At 68.9% G+C, this 18,909-nt stretch carries 8 protein-coding genes; 3 read left to right on the top strand and 5 right to left on the bottom strand.

Annotated elements, in window-relative coordinates; all coding sequences use genetic code 11:
- Nucleotides 1-52 precede the first annotated feature (52 nt).
- From AC3RCG_RS13620 to AC3RCG_RS13600, 5 genes are all read right to left on the bottom strand, one after another.
- On the bottom strand, nucleotides 53-778 hold the full coding sequence (locus AC3RCG_RS13620; protein WP_492401644.1) for an RNA polymerase sigma factor: 726 nt from the start codon (nucleotides 776-778) through the stop codon (nucleotides 53-55).
- Nucleotides 775-13,398 (bottom strand): filamentous hemagglutinin family protein, encoded by a 12,624-nt coding sequence (locus AC3RCG_RS13615; protein WP_492401645.1) that lies wholly within the window; start codon nucleotides 13,396-13,398, stop codon nucleotides 775-777. The genes AC3RCG_RS13620 and AC3RCG_RS13615 overlap by 4 nt, the downstream gene beginning before the upstream one ends.
- 153 nt (nucleotides 13,399-13,551) lie before the next feature.
- Nucleotides 13,552-14,526 carry a FecR family protein gene (locus AC3RCG_RS13610; protein ID WP_492401646.1) on the bottom strand — a complete coding sequence of 325 codons (975 nt, stop codon included), beginning with the start codon at nucleotides 14,524-14,526 and terminating at the stop codon, nucleotides 13,552-13,554.
- Nucleotides 14,527-14,534: 8 nt separating this feature from the next.
- On the bottom strand, nucleotides 14,535-15,110 hold the full coding sequence (locus AC3RCG_RS13605) for an RNA polymerase sigma factor (protein ID WP_070312884.1): 576 nt from the start codon (nucleotides 15,108-15,110) through the stop codon (nucleotides 14,535-14,537).
- Nucleotides 15,107-15,850, bottom strand: a complete 744-nt coding sequence (locus AC3RCG_RS13600; RefSeq protein WP_141750038.1) for a hypothetical protein — start codon at nucleotides 15,848-15,850, stop codon at nucleotides 15,107-15,109. Before AC3RCG_RS13600 ends, AC3RCG_RS13605 begins: the two co-directional genes overlap by 4 nt.
- 206 nt (nucleotides 15,851-16,056) lie before the next feature.
- Here AC3RCG_RS13600 and AC3RCG_RS13595 point away from each other — a divergent pair, with 206 nt between their 5' ends.
- The 3 genes from AC3RCG_RS13595 to AC3RCG_RS13585 are packed head-to-tail and all read left to right on the top strand — an operon-like array spanning nucleotide 16,057 to nucleotide 18,907.
- On the top strand, nucleotides 16,057-17,073 hold the full coding sequence (locus tag AC3RCG_RS13595) for a M14 family zinc carboxypeptidase (RefSeq protein WP_070224333.1): 1,017 nt from the start codon (nucleotides 16,057-16,059) through the stop codon (nucleotides 17,071-17,073).
- Nucleotides 17,070-17,870, top strand: coding sequence for an alpha/beta fold hydrolase (locus AC3RCG_RS13590; RefSeq protein ID WP_070224332.1), 801 nt, complete (start codon nucleotides 17,070-17,072; stop codon nucleotides 17,868-17,870). The genes AC3RCG_RS13595 and AC3RCG_RS13590 overlap by 4 nt, the downstream gene beginning before the upstream one ends.
- Nucleotides 17,861-18,907 carry a serine hydrolase domain-containing protein gene (locus tag AC3RCG_RS13585; protein ID WP_409026494.1) on the top strand — a complete coding sequence of 349 codons (1,047 nt, stop codon included), beginning with the start codon at nucleotides 17,861-17,863 and terminating at the stop codon, nucleotides 18,905-18,907. Before AC3RCG_RS13590 ends, AC3RCG_RS13585 begins: the two co-directional genes overlap by 10 nt.
- Nucleotides 18,908-18,909: the final 2 nt, after the last annotated feature.

Genomic DNA, 18,909 nt, shown 5'->3' with positions numbered 1-18,909 from the left:
CTGGCTGGGTGGGCGCATGCAGGCCCGAAGCAGCAGTCTGGCCGCCGGATGCCTAAGCGTCTGTACGCGAACGAACGTTCAGCCTCAAGCTGCGCCGGGTCGTGCCGACGCCGCCCTGCGCCGCGTAGCCCGTGTGGCGGGCGCAATGGTCGAGCGCCTGGCGCAAGGCCGTATCGACGTTGCGCAGCGACATGTCGTGCCGCTCGGCCACTTCCTGGCGGGTCAGCTCATCCACGCGCAGCGCTTCGAGCACCTGCCGGTGGCGCCGCGGCAGCAAGTCGACGGCTTGCGCCAGCCGCCGCACGTCGGCATGCAGCTCGGCCAGGCGCTCCGGTCCCGCCGCCGTATCGGCGAGGAAATCGACGAGGCCGGCGACGCCATCCTCCTCGTCCGCATACAGCCAGGCGCGATTGCGCCGCAGACTGTCCATGGCCGCGTTACACGCCACGCGAAACACATAGGCGACGGGGCTGTGCGCCAGCGCCGCACCGTCCCCGGCCGTCAGCGCGCCCAGGCGCAGCCATGCGTCGTGCAGGCTGTCGCTGGCCAGCTCGGCGCAGCCCAGGTGGCGCGCCAGGCGCCGGTGCAGGGCCGCGTAATTGCTTTCCAACACCGCCTGCAGCCTTGCGCCCTGCCCCGGCGCCGGCGTTGACACGGGCGCCATATCATTGGCCGCCTGCATGCGGGGCCGGATGGCGGGCCGGTACCAGGCCATGCCTGCCTGCCGCATGGCACCTGTCATGCGCAAGGGCAAGGCGCCAGCCATGCCGGCCATCATGGCGACAACCTGCTGCGCTCTTGCGCCGTCAGCTGGCGCGTGGCCGATTCCGGCAGCGTGCCCAGGCCCAGCACGCGCACGGCGCTGCGCGGGTTGTAGTCGGCCGCCTCGGTGCGTGCGCCATCCTGCGGCGCCGCTTGCGCGCTGTCGGGCGGGGCGTCGTTGCCAAAGCCCAGCACGCGCACCGTGAACACGGACGGCTGCGCGGCACGGGTGGCGGCGCGCTCGCGCTGCACCACGTCCTGCGCGGCGGCCGTGGCCTGCGTGGCGGCCGCGCTGGCGTTCGTCATGGCGGCCACGTTGACGGACGCCACCGTCGGCATGCCCTTGGCTTCGCCCTTGACCTGGATGTTCGCCGCGTTCACCACCGTCAGCGCGGCCAGGTTGACGCTGCCCGAGACGCGGATGCCCGCCTCGCCCGCGTCGATGGTGCCCAGCGGCGCCAGCAAGTCGACATCGCCGGCCGGCACTTCCGCGATCGGCGCCAGGGTGGCGATGCCGGCGCCCGTGCTCGGCACGTCGGACGACAGGGTCACGTTGCCCCAGTTGTCATACACGCGCTTGGGCGGCGTGTAGACGATAGTCGACTTCGAGCCGCGCCCCGCGTTGATGTCGCCCTCCGACGACCAGCCAAGGATATCGCCGCCAAACGTCGTCATGACGCGGCTCTGGCCCAGCAGGATGCTGCCGTGCGAGAACAACTCGATGTTGCCGCCGCCCTTGGTGATAACGCCCGAGGTCGACGGCGGCGCCTCGCCTTCGATGCCGAACACCTGCTTGCCGCCCGGCGTCAACAGCTGGATGTCGCCGCCGAAGTTGGTGTGCACGTAGCCGCTGCGGGGGAAATAGTCCCAGCGCTGCTCGCCGTCGTTCCGCTTGGCGTAGAGCCCGCGGTACATGACGATGTCGCCCGCATAATCGATGGCCTTGCCGCTGGCGTCCTTGGCCGGCGCCAGGGCCGCGATGGCATTGCGGCTGCGCAGGAAGCTGCCGTAGCGGGCGCTGTCCGCATCGTTGAACTCGCGCCCGCCCGCCTTCAGTTCCGCGAAATACACCTGGCGGGCAAAGACGCGCTGCTGCGGCTCGGGCAAGGCCAGATAAAAGGCCTGCGCCTCGGCGGCCGTGCCCTTGAAGCCGTAGCGTTCATTCAGCCAGGTCGTCAATTCGGTCGCGTACGACTTCACCACCTTGCCTGCCTGCTCGGCCAGCGGCACGCCCGCCTGGGCCACGTTGGCCGGGTCAAGATACGGCTTGACGAAGCGCAGATAGTCGAGGCCGGCCGCGCCCACGCCCGCCTGCATGGCGATGCCGGCGCCCGGGCGTTTATCTCCGGCGACGACGGGACCGAGGCTGACGACGCTGCCCTTGTCCTGCATCAATATGTTGCGTCCCGCGCTGATATCGAGCGTGCCGGGGCCGGCCACGTTGAAGGAGCTGTTCAGGATATCGCGCCCGGCCGAGACCACCGAGACGTCAAACGCATTGTTATGCACGAACAGGTTGCTGTAATTCCTGAATATCATGCCGCTCGTGTTCTCGCTACCGTCTATACCCTCAAGCAATGCCGTGCCGCTGCTGACGATATCGCGGCCCGCCTTCATCCAGACCGGTTGCGCCCCCTCATACCAGGTGGTGCCCGCATGCCTGGCGTCGTAGAACGCGACCATGCGGCCGCTATTGACGCCGATCAAATCGCCCTTCACGGCATAGATGCGGGCCGCTTGCGTGCCGCTGTTGGCGGGTCCGGCGGCGGAATCGGGGCCGAAGGCGAACAGCGGGAAGTTCGAGCGCGTCGCCGGCGCGCCCGTGCTGGAAATGTTGCCCGTCACGGGATTAGCATCGGCCGCATTCGCGCTCCAGCCCACGAAGGCTGGCTTGAACGGCGTCGCCATGCTGTCCGCGCCGGCGCCGGACTGGCTGACGGCATAGCCGCCCGCATAGATGGAATCGCCGGCCAGCCACTCCAGCTGGGCATTCGGCGATGGCGCCAGCACCAGCGGCTCGGCATAGCTGTTGGCGCTATTCCAGCTGGCGGTTGCCTTGCCGTAGTACAAACTGCCATTCGGCGCCGCGACGCGCACGATGGACGGGTAAACGATGGCCAGGTCGGTGGCCGTACCGACCGGTGCCGTCAACGGCGTCATATTGCCGCCGGCGGAGAACAGGTCGAGCGCCGTGCGCGGCGTCCACAGGCTGAACCAGCTGTAGCCGACGCCCGCCTCGCCCGCGGCGCTGGTGAACGGGGATGCGCTGAGCAAAGGCACGCGGCCGGGGTCGGCCACGTCCTGCAACACCTGGTCGCCCAGGGTCGCCACCGTGAAGGTGGCGTCGCCCGGCACCAGGGTCATGCCGCCCTTCGGCGCGGCGCGCGTCGCGGTGAAGGCATCGTAGGCGCGCGTTTCCAGCGGCACGTGCTGGGTAGGCTGCGAGCCGTATTCCAGCGCCACGCTGCCCAGTTGCGTGGCCGACGTGGCCGCGTGGCCGCGCACATCGACCAGCGCGCCATTCATGTGGTTGAGGCCTGCCGTGCCGGCCGGATTGAGGGCGCCGCCAACGCGCAGATCTAGGTCGCCGCCGCCCGTCAGCAGCAGGCTGCCATCGGCCTGCACGCGGCCCGTGCCGCCCACGGCCAGCAGCAGGCCCTGCGAACGGGTATTGATATTGTTGTCAAAACTGCTGCCGGACAGCAGCGCCTGCACGCCCGCGTCGCCGGCCACGTCGGCGCGCACGTTGCCGCCGCCCAAGGTACCGAAGCCCGTAAAGCCCAGCAGCTTGTCGGCGCCCTTGTTGCCGCTGGCATCGCCCACATAGCTGCCGAAGTTGATCCACCACGCCGCCGGCTGCGCCTGGCCACCCGTGGCGACCGCGCCGCTGCCCTGGCGCCACAGCCAGTTGCCGACGGCCGCGCTGTCGTGGCCGCTGTCCGAACCGACGGGACGCAGATTGATCGCGCTGCTGCCCGTCATCAGCGAGCCCGTCAGGTTGCCCGCCACGTTCAGCAGCAGGTTGCCGCCCTGGTCCGGGTACCAGGCGCGGTACACGCTGTCGGCGCCGCCGTCGACCAGGTGTTCGTGCGCACCGTCAGGATTGCTCAGCACCTTGCCGTCGGCATTGCGGCCGCGCGCCTGGTTGTACGGATCGCCGGCCGATGTCGCCACGGACGACATGCCTGCCGTGTACACGCCATACAGGCTATCCATGCGCAGGTCGCCGCCGCTGACCAGGTCCAGGTCGCCCGTGCCCGTGCGCAGCACGCTGTGGCGCAGGCTCGAGGCCTTGTAGTCGAACGTGGCGTTGGCCGTGCCGCACCAGGTGGGCTTTTCCTCGCAAACCGTCGGCCACTTGAGCGCCACGGGGTCGAGCAGGTCGCCCGCCTTCACGTTGTCATCCGCAAACTCTTCCGCGCCGGCCTTGGTCCACACGTAGGCCACCTTCAGCACGCATAGGGACGGGTCGCTGGCGCAGAGCTCCGCCACAGTCTGGCCGAACTGGCTGGTGAATTCCTCGGTGATGACTTCGCCCGCCACGATGCCTTCGACGCCCAGTTCCGCAGCCGCTTCGCTCCAGTACTGCACGCCTTTCGGCGGCACCAGGATGCCATACATGCCGTAATGGCTGTCGGCCAGGCGCAGGGTGCCGTGGCTTGGGTGCGCCTGTACGCTGCGCGTGTCAGCCGCATCGAGGTCGGCACCGGCCACCAGGCGCATGCCCCACGCTTGCGAGCCTTCGGCCAGCATGGGCGCGATGGCCCACAGCTTGCCCTGGCTGCCCGCCACTTCAGGGCGCAGCTGAATCGACTTCACATCGGGCAGCAGCTTGACGTCGGTGCCGGACGGGATCAATGCGCCCACGGCCAGCGCCAAGTTGCCATCAAGTACGAAAACGCTGCGTTCGCCAGCCACGCCCGGCAGCGGCACGCCCTTGGGCCAGCTCATGGCGCGCACCTTGACCGCTTGCGCCAGCACGCTGCCCGCATCGAGGCGCATGCCGGGCGTAAACACTTGTTGCGTCGTCAGCAGGGTGCCGGCCGCGTGGACGATATTGCCGTCGCTGTCGCGCACGGCGGCGGCCAGCACGGTGCCGGCCCGCACCGTCATGGCCTGGTCCAGCACGACGGCCACGGGCAGGCGCGTATTGGCCTGCAGATTGAAACCCTTGACGGGCACGTCGTAATTGAGCGCGATCCCGCCCGGGAACAAGGTGCCGTCGGCCAGGGTCACGCCCTGGCCCGGGACGATGACGTCGCTGCCATTGATGTCGCGCCCCGGCAGCAGGACCCAGCCGCCGTCATCCTTGGTGGCGGGCGGCGGCGCGAAACCGTCGTTGATGCTGCCGTAGATGCTCAAGTCGCCGCCGGCGCGCAGCAGCAGGCTGCCCACCTCACCCGACCCGCGCACATTTGTTGCCTGAAAGCGCGGATTGAGGCTGGCGTAGCGCATGCCCGACAGATCCAGGTCGCCCTGCACCACCAGGTCGCCGTCCGCCGTCTTGCTGACGATATCGACGCCGGGACGCAGATGCAGCGCATCGGCATACGCGGCCGTGGCCAGGCCCGCCAGCTTGCCGTTGCGCAAGTTCGTGTTGGCCAGCGCCGCATCGATGAAAGCGGTGCTGTCCGCATGCTTGCTGTCGAGATATGCCTGGTTGATCACCTGGTAGGGGCGGCCGCTGGCCGACAGGTCCGCGGCGTAGGCCGCATCGTCGTAGCGCTGCATGGCGTTGACGGCGATCGATTTCGCGCCGCGTATCGTCAAGCCGCCGCCGGCCGCAATGGCGATGTCGCCGAAGGTGGCCGCGTCCGCATCCGTGCGGGAACCGCCGCTGCCCAGGCGCGGCGCGCTCAGTTCCACCGTGCCGCGCGCGGCGCCGTCGTATTCGCCCTTGCCCTTGCCGGCCACGGCTGCCGTGGCATGGCGCACGTCGATCTGCGCGCCGCCGGCCAGGCTCAATACGCCTTCGCCCGCGTTCAGTTCGACCATGGCCCGGTTCGGGCTGTCGATGATCTTGCCGTAGCTGTCAACGCGCAACAGCGTGCCATGCGCGTCGAGCACGGCGTTGCCGGCCAGGGTGACGCCATGCTTGCCGGCCAGGCGGATGCTGCCCACGCGCTCGCCGCTGGCGTCGATCGTGCCGGCCACCGTCAGGCGGCCGTTGTCGAGCGATACCTGCACTTCGCCCGCCTTCAGCTCATTGCCGATGGTCAAGTCGCCCTGCTTCAGCTGGAAGCTGCGCGCACCCGTCACGCCGCCTTCGTTCAGGCGCGTGTTCAGCAACGCGAACTGGCTGTCCGGCGCGCCGCCTGCGCCCAGGGTTTGCGCGCGCACGTCCACGCTGCCCTTCTTGTACGGGACCATGGTGCCGCCCGCGTCGTAGCTGCCGCTGGCGCCGCCCAGTATCTTGCCCTGCAAATCCACCATGCCGGCCGCGCCATCGAGGGCCACGGCCTTCAGGCTGCCGGCGCGGTTGTTCTCGGCCGACAGGTCGATCACGCTGCCAGCGCCCTGGCCGATATCGCCGGCGCGGCTGTCCAGGATCACGTCGCCGCCCCAGCTGTATTTGTCCACGTCGAAGAAGGTGCTCTTGCGACCCGCCATGTCGATGCGCGCGCCGTCGGCCACGGCGATGTCGTGCTGCGCGTTGATGGTCAGCTTGCCGCTCGGCAGCACCACGGCCGTCGCCACGCTCACGCTGTCGCCGTTCAGCGCCAGCTGCGCGCCCAGCGCAGCGTTATTCTTGACGGGAGCCGCTGGCGCCGTACCGGCCGGCGCCGCCACGTTCAGCGCGCCGCCCGCCGTGTAGCTGTGCGCCGAACCGGCCTCGCCCGTCAGCAGCGGCGTGCTGATATTGAGGTTGCCGCCGCTGTACTGGAAACCCTTGCCCGTTTCATATGCGCCCTGCGCCTGGTAGACGGACAGGCTGCCCTTGTGGTTGGCCGTCACCTGGCCCGACGCCTTCAGGTTGACGTTGGCAAAACCCAGGGCCAGGCGGTCGAACGAGGCGACGCCGGCCGGCTGCGTGAACGGGCCGAAGCCGAAATCGATGCGTTCCGCTTCCAGGTTCAGGGTGCCGCTGCCCGTGCCGGCGCCATGCGTGATGACATTGCCGGCCGGCGACAGGGCACCGCCCCAGATCAGGTTGGCAGTGCGGATGGTCGCCACGGTGTTGGCGCCGCCCTGTCCATACATGGCCGGCGTGGTCAGCACCAGGTGGTCCAAGGTGGATTTGCCCGTGCCCTTGTCGTAGGTGTCGAGCACCACGTCGCCATAGAAATTGACGCTGTCGGCCGCGTTCAGCATCAGCGCCTGCAGGGCTGGCGCGCCGGTGCTGGTGTCGCCGCGCAGCAGGCGGTCCAGCACGCCCTGGTTCATGGCCAGGCCGCTCGAGCGCGTGCCGTTGGCCTGGGCCGCCGCCAGCGCCTCGCTGCTGCCCATGTTGATGGCGCCCACGGCCAGGCTCAGGTTGCGCGTGCCGTAGCGGGCCGTGTCGTCCAGTGCGAAACTGCCGTTCGTCGACAACAGCAAGGTGCCTTCCGAGTACAGGCTCGCTGTTCCTTTGTCGGTGCAGGCGTCGCCGCACACGCCGATGCGGATGCCGCCGCGCGCCGTGCCGCTGACGGGTGCCACGTTGAGCAAGCCGTTCGAGGCGGCCAGCATGTGCACGTCCGCGCGGCCTTTTTGGTAGATAAAGCCGTCGTTGGCGTCGTACGCGGCCTTGCCGCGCCCCACAGTGCTGATGCCGGCGCCGGGCGCGATATCGATCAAGCCGTCGCCCAGCAGATAATTACTCGGGTCTTGGGCAACGAGGAACACTTCCGGCGCCGACAGGATGGCGCCCGCGCGCAGGTAGATGGCGCGCGCCGTGTTGAAACCGAAGTTCACGTAGTTGCCGCCCTGGCCATATTCCACGGACGGTGCATTGCCTACCACAATACGGGCCGCGCCGATATTGTTCAGGCTTGAAGCACGCACACTGACCAGCCCGGCGCCGCTGGCGGCCGGCGCGCCGTCGGCGAGGATTTCAATGTCGCCGTCGGTGACATTGCTCGACCCCAGCACCACGGTGCCGCCGTAGCCGCCCTCGGCCGTGGAGAATTTGCCCGTGCCCTTGAACTGGAACGTGTCCGGGCCGCCGCCTTGCGCCAGGGTCAGCTTGAGCGTTTTCGCGTCGGCAGGCAGCAGTGCGCGGGGAATGCCGCGCGTTTTCGCATCGGCCAGCGCGAACGCCGCATAGCCGGTTTCGTTGTATTGCGAATACGTGCGCAAGACCTTGGCCGGCGTGAGTATCAGCTGGCTGGCCAGCGGCGCGCGGATGTCCGTGCCGGCGATCGACAGGGTGCCGGGCGCGGCCCAGGAACCGTTGCGCAGCGGCTGCGCCAGCGAGCCGGCGCTGCCTTGCCCCGCCAGGCCGTTCAGTTCCACGCGGAAAGCGCCCGGCAGCAAGGCATAGGTCGACGGCATCAGGGTGTAGGTGCCGGCGGGCAGACCCGGCACGCCGCTGCCTATCGTCACCTGCCGGCCGATGGCCGCATCGGCGGCGCCCTTGTCGCCGCCCGACGGCGCCTGCGGCGCTTGCGCGCCCGGCACGATGGCGTACACGGGGTTGGTTGCCAGGCCCGGCAGGATGAAGCCGCCATTCGGGCCCACCTGCACCAGCGGATGGGTGCGCGCGTCGGTGGAGCCGCCGCGCCCGGAAATGAAACCTGCACCCGTCAGTTCGCCGCCGCCCGACAGGTCGAGCAGCGCGCCCGGCCGCACGTCCACGGCCACGCCGGCGATGTCCACGCCGATGCGCAGGCCGCCCTGCACATTGATGCCGCCCACGCCCATCAAGGTGGCCGGCTTGCCGTTGACGTTCCAGGTCTGGCCATCGACGGTGCCGCCATACGGCATGACCAGGCCGGCGCCGCTGACGGAGGTGATACTACCTGGCAACAAGTTAACGGTCAGGCTCCTGTCGTTCTCATAGCCGGCCGCGCCGATGGCCAGGCGCCCCAGCGGCGCGCGCACGACGCCGCCCTGCTCGATGTGCGCGGCGGCCAGTTCCAGCGAGCCGAAAGCGGAATACGGCATGAGCGGCACGTCAGCCGTGCTGCGGGCGATGTTCAGGCTGTGGGCCGGATCGTAGCCAATCTTGCCGTTGACGATGCCATAACCGGCCCGCACGGCGGCGCCGGCGCCCGTTTCCGGGTACAGCTGGGCCGCGCTGAGGGTCATGTCGCCCGGCGTGGACAGCACCGTCGTCGGCTGGTTGCCGTCCCAGCCCAGCGGCGACAGCAGGAAGCGCACGTCGCCGCGGCTCGTCAAACGCACGTCGTCCGCCCGAATGTCGACCAGGCCGCGCACGTCGATCAGGTCGCCAGCTATGCTGACCTGGCCGGCCATCGGCGACTGGCCCGCCGTACCCGGCGTGACATAGAAATCGCGTCCCGCCGGCTTGACGCTGGCCAGGCGCACGTACGGTGCCGCGATGCCGACCTTCGCGCCGGCCTTGCTGCCTGGCGCCAGCACGGGCGCGCCATACAGCTGGAAGCTTTGCTGCAGCGTCAGCGACACGTCGCCATCGAAGGAGGCGGCGCCCAGCAGGGCCAGGTTGCCGAAGCCGCCCGCCTGCACCTGCTCGACCGAGTAACGGCCATGGCCGTACTGGAGCGCCAGCTGGCCGTCCTGCGCACCGATGCCTGCGGCCAGGTCGCTGGCAAGCTGGCGCTGCGAGAGGATCAGCTGGCGCCCCTGCAGCACCTTGTCCGTCGCCAGCGTTTTCAGGTAGACCGGGGTGCCCGTGGCCACGGACAGGCTGCCGCCCGCCGCGCCCGCACCGCCCGCCTTGGCCAGCAGCTGGCCGTCGAGGTACAAGCCGTTGTTCGACGCCAGCGCGATGCTGCCGCCCGCGCTGGCCACGTCGACAGCCGCGCCATTGACGTCCAGCACCGCATGCGCGCCGGACGCGTCGAGCACGGCGCCGTCGCGCACGACGACGAACAGGCTGGCCGCCGACGTGCTGCCCTGCGCATGGTCGATTTCGCCGCCGACGACGATGCTGCCGCCGTCCGCCACCTTGCCGTAGCGCCGGCCCTGCGCATCGGTGGCCGTGACGGCGCGCGACGCCACGTCGAGCACGGCATTGTCGCCTATCCAGATGGAACGGCCATGGCCGGCCGCTTCCACCGCTTCGGACACGTTCACGTCCACGCCCACGCCGCCCAGGCTGATCTTGCCGCCCCACGCGTTCAGGCGCCCGTCCACCGTCAACTGGCCCACGCTGGCCAGCTTGATGGACTGGCCCGCATCGACGCTCACCACGGCGCCCTTGTCTATCAGCAACTCGGCGCCGGCCATGTCGGCCGCGCCGGACTGGATATCGCCCACCTGCAGGGCCAGGCTGGCGCCCTTGCGCTGCGTCAAGGTGCCCTTGAGCGGGTTTTCCGTGACCTGTTCCGGCGTCCACAGGGCCAGTTTTTCATTGTCCACCACGCGCAGCACGGGCATGCGCACGTCGACTTGCGTGCCGTCCGCAACCGTCAAGCCCTGCTTGCCGACCAGGCTGTAACTGGAAAAACCCTGCTCAAAAAAGTCGCCGCCCAGTTGCAGGGTGCCGGCCTCGGGTTTTTCAGTTTTGCCGATCAAAATCTTGTTTGCCTGTAATTCCAGCTTGCCGCCGCCTTGCACGCCATGGCCGCGCACTTGCGCGCCTTCGCCCAGCACCAGGTCCGATGTCGTTCCGTAGCTGGCCAGGGTCACGTTGCCGCCCTTGCCGCCCTGCTGTTTCGCCTGCGACAGGATGGCCGCGCCCGAGCCGGCGTCGATCAGGCTGCCGCTGCCGACGCGCACGTCGCCATTCGCCCGCAGCGACACATTGCCGCCGTTGATATACGGCAGGCCGGCGGCGGCCAGCGGATCGCGCAGCACGTTGCTGAGCAGACCGCTGGTATCGAGGCTCACGCCATCGGCCAGCACCAGCTTGCCCACGGGCCCGCCCGGATTGACGACCGTGTCGTTCATGCCCAGCGCGCCGAGCTGATTCAGCACATTACCGGCCGCAATGCTGCCGCCATGGCTGCGCAGGCTGGCGTTGATGGCCACGTCCTTGCCGAACAGGGTGATGTTGCCGCCGTCGGCCACCTGCAGCGCGCTGTCGACCGTGATCGCGCCTTTCGCGGCGAGGCGGATGGCGCCCAGTTGCTGGCTGTTGAGCAAGTTGGTATCGAGCAGCAGCTTGCCTTGGCGCTCTGACGCGAGCACGTCGGCCACGTCGAGGCCGGCGGCGATGCCGTCCTGCACGCGCGTCAGGCGCACCTCGTCCATGACGGCCGACAATGCGTGCTGCAGCACGCCCGTGCGCTTGTCGAACATCGGCTGGTACTGGCCGACGATCAGCTGCCCCCGCTGCGCGGCGGCGAACTGCGACTGCTGGTAGCCGTCGAGCAGGGCCTGCGGCGCCTGGGTCTGGCGCTCGCCCTGGAAGACCTCGCCCGCGATGCCCCCTTCCAGCACGGCCGAACCGGTGGCGACCACCAGCTTGCCCGCGTCGCGGCCCACCGTGTAGCCGTTTTCCAGGCGCTGTTGCGCGGCGATCAATGGATTGGCGTAGAACGCGCTGGCATCCTTGCCCCAGCGCGCATGTTCTTCCTCATAACCCTTGTATACGCCCGCGTACGGCAAGTCGGCCGGCGCGCTGCCCGCCTCATGCAACTTGCCGTCCACGCCTTTGAGCCAGGTCTGGCGCAGCGCGCCCGTCTGCACGTCCAGGGTGCCGCCCGACAGGTTGATGGCAGAACCAAGCTGCGTGACGACATCCTTGCCGCCGAAGCTGACGGTGCCGCCCTGCGCCATCCACTCGCTGACGGAATGGCCCTGCGTGCCCAGGTAGCCGGCCACTTCCAGCAAGCCGCCGGCCGTGTACCAGCGGTCGCTGTCGTAGCCGTTCGTGCCCTTCGGTACGAACACCAGCTTGCGGCGGTCGACCCAGATACTGCTGTTGAGCAAGGCCTTGCCGTCGCGGTTGACGGGCGCGTCGCGCTGCTCGTTGCCCTGCACGTTGATCTCGACATTGTTCGCCTCCATGGCCACCTTGACGCCCACGGCGCCGGAGACATCGAGCTGGGCGCCGTCGCGCAGCAGGCTTCGGCTGGCCGCGTTGACGGCGATCTGGCCGCCCGTGGCCAGGGTCAGCGAGTCGCCGAGGAATTCCACCGTGCCGGCGCTGCCGATCTCGATGCGCGACTGGTCGCGGCGGTCGCTGACGGCAACGATGTTTTCTGTGGACGTCGCGGCCGGGCCGCGCATGGCGTCGCGCTGGCTGTCGAGCGCCGTCGTCTTGCCGTCGTCCTCGATGACGATGGCCGTGGTGGCGCCCCGTCCCACGGTGACGGCCGCGTCGCTGCCCAGCGCGTTCAAGTGCACGGTGCCGCGCGTGGCGGCCGTGGTGGAGGCGAGCACGACGCCTTCCTGGCGCACGTCGCGCCCCGCCAGGGTAACGTCGCCTTCGCGCGTCTGGATCAGGCCCGTGTTGACGACCTTGCCCGCCGTGCTGCCGGCCGCGAACTGCGGCGTGACTTCGCTGCCGCGCGTGGTCGACAGCGGATTGCCATCCGTGCCCACGCCTTTTTTAATGGTAAAACTGTCGCCGGCGGCCAGCAGGGCCTGGCCCTTGGGCGTGGCGATCTCGCCCGCCTGGTGCACTTCCTTGCCCAGCAGCATCACGTAACCGCCGCCTTCCGTGCTGCCCTTGGGCGCATTGCTGGCCAGGCGCGCGCCCGCCTGTACCTGTACCTTGCCGGCCGCGTCAGTAAATGTCGTGGCGCCGGCCGTGCCGGCGCTGTAGATGCCGTTTTTCTGGAATTGCGTATCGCTGATGCGGGCCGCGGCCGCCACCAGGCTGCGCGTGTCGACCTGGCTCGTGCCGGTAAACACGATGCCGTTGCGGTTGACGAGCAGCACCGTGCCGTCGGCCTTGATCTGCCCCTGGATCTGGCTGGGACGCGCTTGCGGATCGTTGACCCGGTTCAGCACGGCCCAGTCCTTTTGCTGCTGGAAGGTCAGGGTCGTATCCTTGCCCACATTAAATGTTTCCCAGTTCAGGATGGCCTTGTCCGCCGTCTGCTGCACCACCACGGCCGTCTTGCCGTTCGCCACCGTCTGCACGGGCGCCTGGGCATGGAGCCAGCCGGCCGTCAGGCTGTTGGTGTCGACCTGCAAGCCGCCCTGCGCCACGCCGTTCGGCGCGCTGGCGCCGCCGGCGGCACTCTGGCGCGCCTGCGCCTGGGCCGCTTGCTGCGCGGCGATGGCGTGCGCGGCCAGGTTCAGGTTGTTGAGCGAGCGTTGCAACTGCTGATTGGCCTGCTGTTGCTGGCCCTCGGGCCGGCTGCCCAAGGGCAGCGGCTGGCCATTCGGCAATCGGCCCGAGGTGGCAGCCGTATTCTGCGCCGCCCCCTTGGCCGCGAACCAGCCGCCGCTGAACGCCTGCTGCGCCCGCGCCGGCGTGCTGAAGGCACCCGCCATCAGCATGGTGGCCAGTGCGTAAGCAAGCGGCGTGAGCCGCAGGCGGCTGCCCAGCGTGGAAGTACGCTGCGCGCCCGTGTCAACGGTTGGGACTGGGCGCTGGGCAGTGTGAAGCTTGGTCATGGCAATGGTTTCCTGGCTAGTGGGATGGGAACGGAGCCTGGCGTTAGCGCAAGCGTCCATGCCTCCATGACGTAGCTGGGCGGCGGAAGGGATAATGTTTTTTGAAAAATATTTTGATACGCGTGCCGCCGGGGCATCCGGCATCCGCTGAAATCAGCTCAGCAAGACGATGCCGCCCGGCAAACTGATCATTTCTGCTCCCGTCAAGTCGCGTATCATCGCCAGCGCGCCATCCATCTGGCGGATGGAAAAGCGCATGCGCACGAGGCGGCGGCCCAGTTCCGGATTGCGCAGCAGCACGCGGCCTGGCCGGTAGCGGTTGATTTCATCGACCACCTGGGACAGCGGCTGGCCGGAAAACGACAACGCACCCGTGCGCCAGGCGCTCGCTTCGCCCTTTGGTGCGGCCGTGGCCGCCTGCGCGCCCCCGTCGTCGTACACCAGTTGCTGTCCTGCATCAAGAGTCTGGCGCCGCTGTTGCCAGACCACCTCGACGGCGCCCGCCAGGCAAGTCACGCAGACGGCGTCGCCCGTGTGGCGCACATTGAAGCGGGCCGACTGCGCCAATAAACGCCCCGCGCCCGCCACCACCGACACGGGCTGGCGCGCGCCGCTGGCGAGGATTTCCGCTTCGCCGCCCAGCAGTTCGATCGACTCGGGCGCCCGCACATCGATGCGCGTCTGCGTATTCATCTGCACCGTCATCTGCTGCGACAGGGCCAGTTGCCGCTGCTCGCCCGTGCCCGTGCGGTAGTCGGCGCCAAGCTCCTGCAGCGACGGCCAGGCGCCCAGCGGCGGGCGCAGGGCCAGCACGGCCACGCCGGCCGCCAGCGCGCCGCCGAGAAAAGCGCGCCGCCCTGGACGGAGCGGGAACGCCAGCACGTTTGCCCGCGGCGGCGCGGCGGCGGCGCGGGTCAAGGCGGGATCGAGCGCCTGCCACACCTGCCTGAGTTCGCGCCAGGCGCGCGCATGCGCGGGGCTGCGCGCGCACCAGGCGCGCAAGGCGTCGGCGTCGGCCTGCGTGAAATCGTCGGCACGCAGGCGTGCCCACCAGGCGGCGGCTTCCCGGCCGATGGCAGTGTCGTCATGTTCAACAAGGTCGCGTGGATCGCGGTCGGAAGCGGTCATGGGATTCATCAATATTTACGGCGGCCCGACACATCGCTGCGCTGGGCCGCATCGGCGTCGGCCATGCACGTTTTACAGTGTTGCATGGCGGCCTGCAATTCTTTCTTGACCATCGCCACGGAAATGCCGAAGCGCTCGGCGATCTCCGCATTGAGCATGCCGTCGATGCGCGCCGCCGTCAGGATGGCGCGGCGGCGCGGCGACAGGCCCGCCAAGGCCGCATCGAGTGCCTGCACGTCGAGCCGCGCCGAGACGATGCGCGCCGGGTCGCTGATGTCGTCGCCCGTCTCGTCGGCCATGTGCATCAGCTCCTCGCGTTCGCGCTCGGTGACGATGATGCGGTCGCGGCGGTAGGCATCGGTGGCGATATTGGCCGCCATGCGCAGCAGGTAGGCGTCGGGATTATGGACGGGCGCGGCGGCGGGACCAGGCGCCACCATCGCCTCGAGGCGCAGCCAGGTTTCCTGCAGCGCATCGGCCGCATGGTGCTTGCAGCCGACCACGCGTTCGAGGCGCCAGCGCAGCACGGCATAGCGCGCACTGAGGTGGCCTTTGAGCCTGGTGCGCAGGTCGGGCAGGCTCATGGCGCAGAGATTCCTTGCACACCAGCGGCGCAATCGACTTCACTGCCCGGCCCTTGCGGCAGCAGCAGGATGGAAACGGGCTGCGGCATCGACGGCAGCGGCGCCGCGCCCACGCGCATGCCCAGCACCACGCGCGCAATCGCCGTGTCGCGCGCGCGCAAGCCCGTGCTGTCGAGCAGGTGCACGCGGTCGACGACGCCGGCGCGGTTCAGATACAGCTGCAGCGCCAGGCGGTAGCCGCCGGGGCGCGTCTGCGCGGCGCGGCACAGCAATCCCAGCAGCACGTGCTGCAGCCGGCCCACATAGGCCGCGTGGTCGCCGCCGCCCTGCGTGGCGCCCGGGATGTCGGCGGCGGCCAGCACGGCGGCTGGCGGCAGATCCGCTGCGGCTAGCGCCGAACCCGCGGCCGGGGCATACACGATGACGGCTTGCGCGTCGGACAGGCGCGATTGCAGGCCCGTGCCCTCCAGCAAGACTTGCAGGGCCGCGCCCGCCGCATAGGGGCCGCGCACGGCGGCCGACTGGCGCTGCGCGTAACGCTGGTCGATCAGCACGGCGATGCCCGTGCGGCGGCTGTACAGGTCCAGCGCGTCGCCGAGGTTTTGCGCGGCGATATCGAACTGCAAGACGGCGCCGTCGGCCGGCTGCGCCCGCACGGGCCCCACCGCGGCCAGGAAACCCAGCAGTACCAGGTATCCGGCCAGCGCAAGCACATGAACGGATGCCGGGCTGCCTGTCATATCGCTATCGTGTCGCTATCGTGGAGGAGTAAAGCGGACGCCTGGGGTGTTTACAATGAACAATCCTTGCGTCAACTGCAACAGACTACACAGCAAACATGACGGCTTCGTGACATGCTTATCACCAATAAATTTCGCCATGCGGGACGTCGGACGCGGCAATGATTTCGGCTACACTGGCTGCTACTTTCCCTTTCAGACGCCTGATGATCGAAAAGAATCTGCCCGAGCTGGTCATGCTGAAGCGCCTCATCGACGAGGGCGGCAGTCACCTGGAAGTGGCCGCGCCCTGCAGCATCGCCATCGATGGACGCGCATTTCCCGTGTATTCGATCGCCATGGGCAATCCCAGCCCCGACGTGCCCGTGCTGGGCTTTTTCGGCGGCATCCACGGCCTCGAACGCATCGGCACGCAAGTGCTGCTGTCTTTCCTGGAAAGCCTGGTCGCGCGCCTGCGCTGGGACGCCACCCTGCACCAGCAGCTGGAAACCATGCGGCTCGTGTTCATGCCGCTGGTCAATCCGGGCGGCATGTGGCAAGCCACGCGCAGCAATCCGCGCGGCGTGGACCTGATGCGCAACGCGCCATTGAGTGCGCGCGAAAAAGTGCCGTTCATGCTGGGCGGCCAGCGCTACAGCCCCCGCCTGCCCTGGTACCGGGGCGCGGCCGGAGGGCCGATGGAGCTGGAAAGCCAGGCCGTGTGCGACCTCGTCGAACGCGAACTGCTGTCGCGCCAGTTCAGCATCGCCCTCGATTGCCATTCCGGCTTCGGCTTGCGCGACCGCATCTGGTTTCCCCATGCGCATACCAAGGTGCCGATCGAACACCTGGCCGAGATCGGCGCGCTGGAAGAGCTGTTCAGCCAGAGCTACCCCAACCACAACTATGTGTTCGAGCCGCAAAGCCGGCAATACCGCACGCATGGCGACCTGTGGGACTATCTCTACCTGAACGGCACCAGCTACACGGGCCGCGTGTTCCTGCCCCTGACCCTGGAAATGGGCTCGTGGCTGTGGGTCAAGAAAAATCCGCGCCAGCTGTTCAACCGGGTCAGCATCTTCAACCCCACGGCCGCGCACCGCCTGCAGCGCGTGCTGCGGCGGCACCTGGTGTGGTTCGATTTCCTCATGCGCGCCGCCAGCAGCCACGGCCGCTGGATGCCGGAAGGCTTGCTGCGCAAGGCGCAGCGCCGGCGCGCCCTGGCGCAATGGTACGAATCATGAGCGGATCGCCTACCTGGGTCTTGCTGCGCGGCCTGATGCGCGAACAGCGCCACTGGGGCAGCTTCCCCGCCACCCTGGCGCGCGCCCTGCCCGGCGCCCGCATCGTCACGCCCGACCTGCCCGGCAACGGCACGCGCCACGACGAAGACAGCGCCACCCGCGTGGCCGCCATGGTGGAAGACTGCCGCCAGCACTTGCTGGCGCGCGGCATCCCCGCGCCATACCACTTGCTGGCCCTGTCCCTGGGCGGCATGGTGGCCGTCGAATGGGCAAGCCGCTATCCGCAGGAAATCGCACGCTGCGTGCTCGTCAACACGAGCATGCGGCCGTTCAATCCGTTTTACCGGCGCCTGCGCTGGCAAAACTACGGCGCCCTGCTGCGCCAACTGCTGGCCGGCGATGCACGCAGCCAGGAAGCGCTGATCCTGCGCCTGACGAGCCGCAGGCACGCCCATGGCACCCCTGCGCTGCTGGCCGAATGGCTCAGTTACCAGCAGGAATATCCGGTCAGCCGCTGCAATGCGCTGCGCCAGCTGCTGTCGGCCGCCCGCTACCGCGCCCCGGCGATTCCCCCGGCGATGCCCGTGCTGGTGATGGCCGGCGCGCAAGATCAATTGGTCGACCACCGCTGCTCGCAACGCCTGGCGCGCGCCTGGCAAGCCGATTGCCTGATCCACGGCGACGCGGGCCACGACTTGCCGCTCGACGAAGGCGAATGGCTGGCGCAATCGGTGGCGCGCTGGCTGGGGGAAGAAGTGACAGACCACGGCAGGACGGCACAATCATCATGCAGATAACAAGCAGCAGTACGGAGCAACTGGCGGCGCTGGCGGAGGCCGGAGTGCAGGAGCGGATTTTCCCGGGTGCGGCCTGGGCCGTGGGCACCGTCGACGACGGCGTGGCGGGCGCGGCCGGGCGGCTCACGCCCGATTCCGCCAGTGCCGCGATGCAGGTCGATACCCTGTTCGACATCGCGTCGCTGACCAAGATCATCAGCGTCTGGTCGCTGACGGGCCGGCTGCTGAAGCAGGAACGCCTGGGCTTGGACACCCGCCTGGCCGACGTGCTGCCCGACACGCACGGCTATGCGCTGGCGCCCGTCACGATTTTCCAGCTGCTCACGCATACGGCCGGCCTGCCGCTGCGCGCCCGCCTGCGCGCCAGCTATGGCGAGGTGTACGACGATATCGTGCGCGGCGTGCTGCGCGAGCCGCTGGAAGGCATACCAGGCCAGGCGGTCGACTACACGGACCGCGCGGCCCTGATCCTCGGCCTGGTCATCGAGCGGCTGCTGGGCATGCCGCTGGACCAGGCCCTGGAACAACATGTGCTGCGGCCGCTGGGCATGGCCGCCACGCGCTTTGGCCCGCTGCCGGCTGCGCAAGGCAAGCTGGTCGCGCCGACCGAGTATTGCGAGCAGGCGGGCGCCCATCTTGCCGGCGTGACGCATGATTTTTCGACGCGGCTGCTGGGCGGCGTATGCGGCATTTCCGGGCTGTTTTCGAATGTGCCCGACCTGCAGCGCTTCCTGCAGGCGATGCTGGCGCCGGACCGCCATGACGAGGTGTTCGACGCCGGCTGGGTGCGTGATTCGCTGACGGTGCAGACGGGTTCCTTGAGCCCGTCGCGCGGCCTGTTCTGGCACCCGGCGGCAGGCAGCGGGCCGCAGGACGACATCTGGTGCCACCAGGGTTTCACGGGCACGGCCCTGTGGATCAGTCCCCGGCGCGGCCGCTATGCGGTGCTGCTGACCAATAAACTGTACTACACGCGCGATTCCGCCCGGGTCAACGCGCTGCGGCACGCTTTCATGCGCTGCGCCTTCGGCCTTTGAAC

Source organism: Janthinobacterium sp. GW823-FHT01H08 (assembly GCF_058797855.1).
Note: the sequence above shows the minus strand (reverse complement) of the source record. Positions and strands in the feature narration are given on the sequence as shown.

Bases quoted from the DNA above. Each gene is read 5' to 3' on its own strand.
- AC3RCG_RS13620 (WP_492401644.1), bottom strand. From the start codon at position 778: ATGATGGCCGGCATGGCTGGCGCCTTGCCCTTGCGCATGACAGGTGCC.
- AC3RCG_RS13615 (WP_492401645.1), bottom strand. From the start codon at position 13,398: ATGACCAAGCTTCACACTGCCCAGCGCCCAGTCCCAACCGTTGACACG.
- AC3RCG_RS13610 (WP_492401646.1), bottom strand. From the start codon at position 14,526: ATGACCGCTTCCGACCGCGATCCACGCGACCTTGTTGAACATGACGAC.
- AC3RCG_RS13605 (WP_070312884.1), bottom strand. From the start codon at position 15,110: ATGAGCCTGCCCGACCTGCGCACCAGGCTCAAAGGCCACCTCAGTGCG.
- AC3RCG_RS13600 (WP_141750038.1), bottom strand. From the start codon at position 15,850: ATGACAGGCAGCCCGGCATCCGTTCATGTGCTTGCGCTGGCCGGATAC.
- AC3RCG_RS13595 (WP_070224333.1), top strand. From the start codon at position 16,057: ATGATCGAAAAGAATCTGCCCGAGCTGGTCATGCTGAAGCGCCTCATC.
- AC3RCG_RS13590 (WP_070224332.1), top strand. From the start codon at position 17,070: ATGAGCGGATCGCCTACCTGGGTCTTGCTGCGCGGCCTGATGCGCGAA.
- AC3RCG_RS13585 (WP_409026494.1), top strand. From the start codon at position 17,861: ATGCAGATAACAAGCAGCAGTACGGAGCAACTGGCGGCGCTGGCGGAG.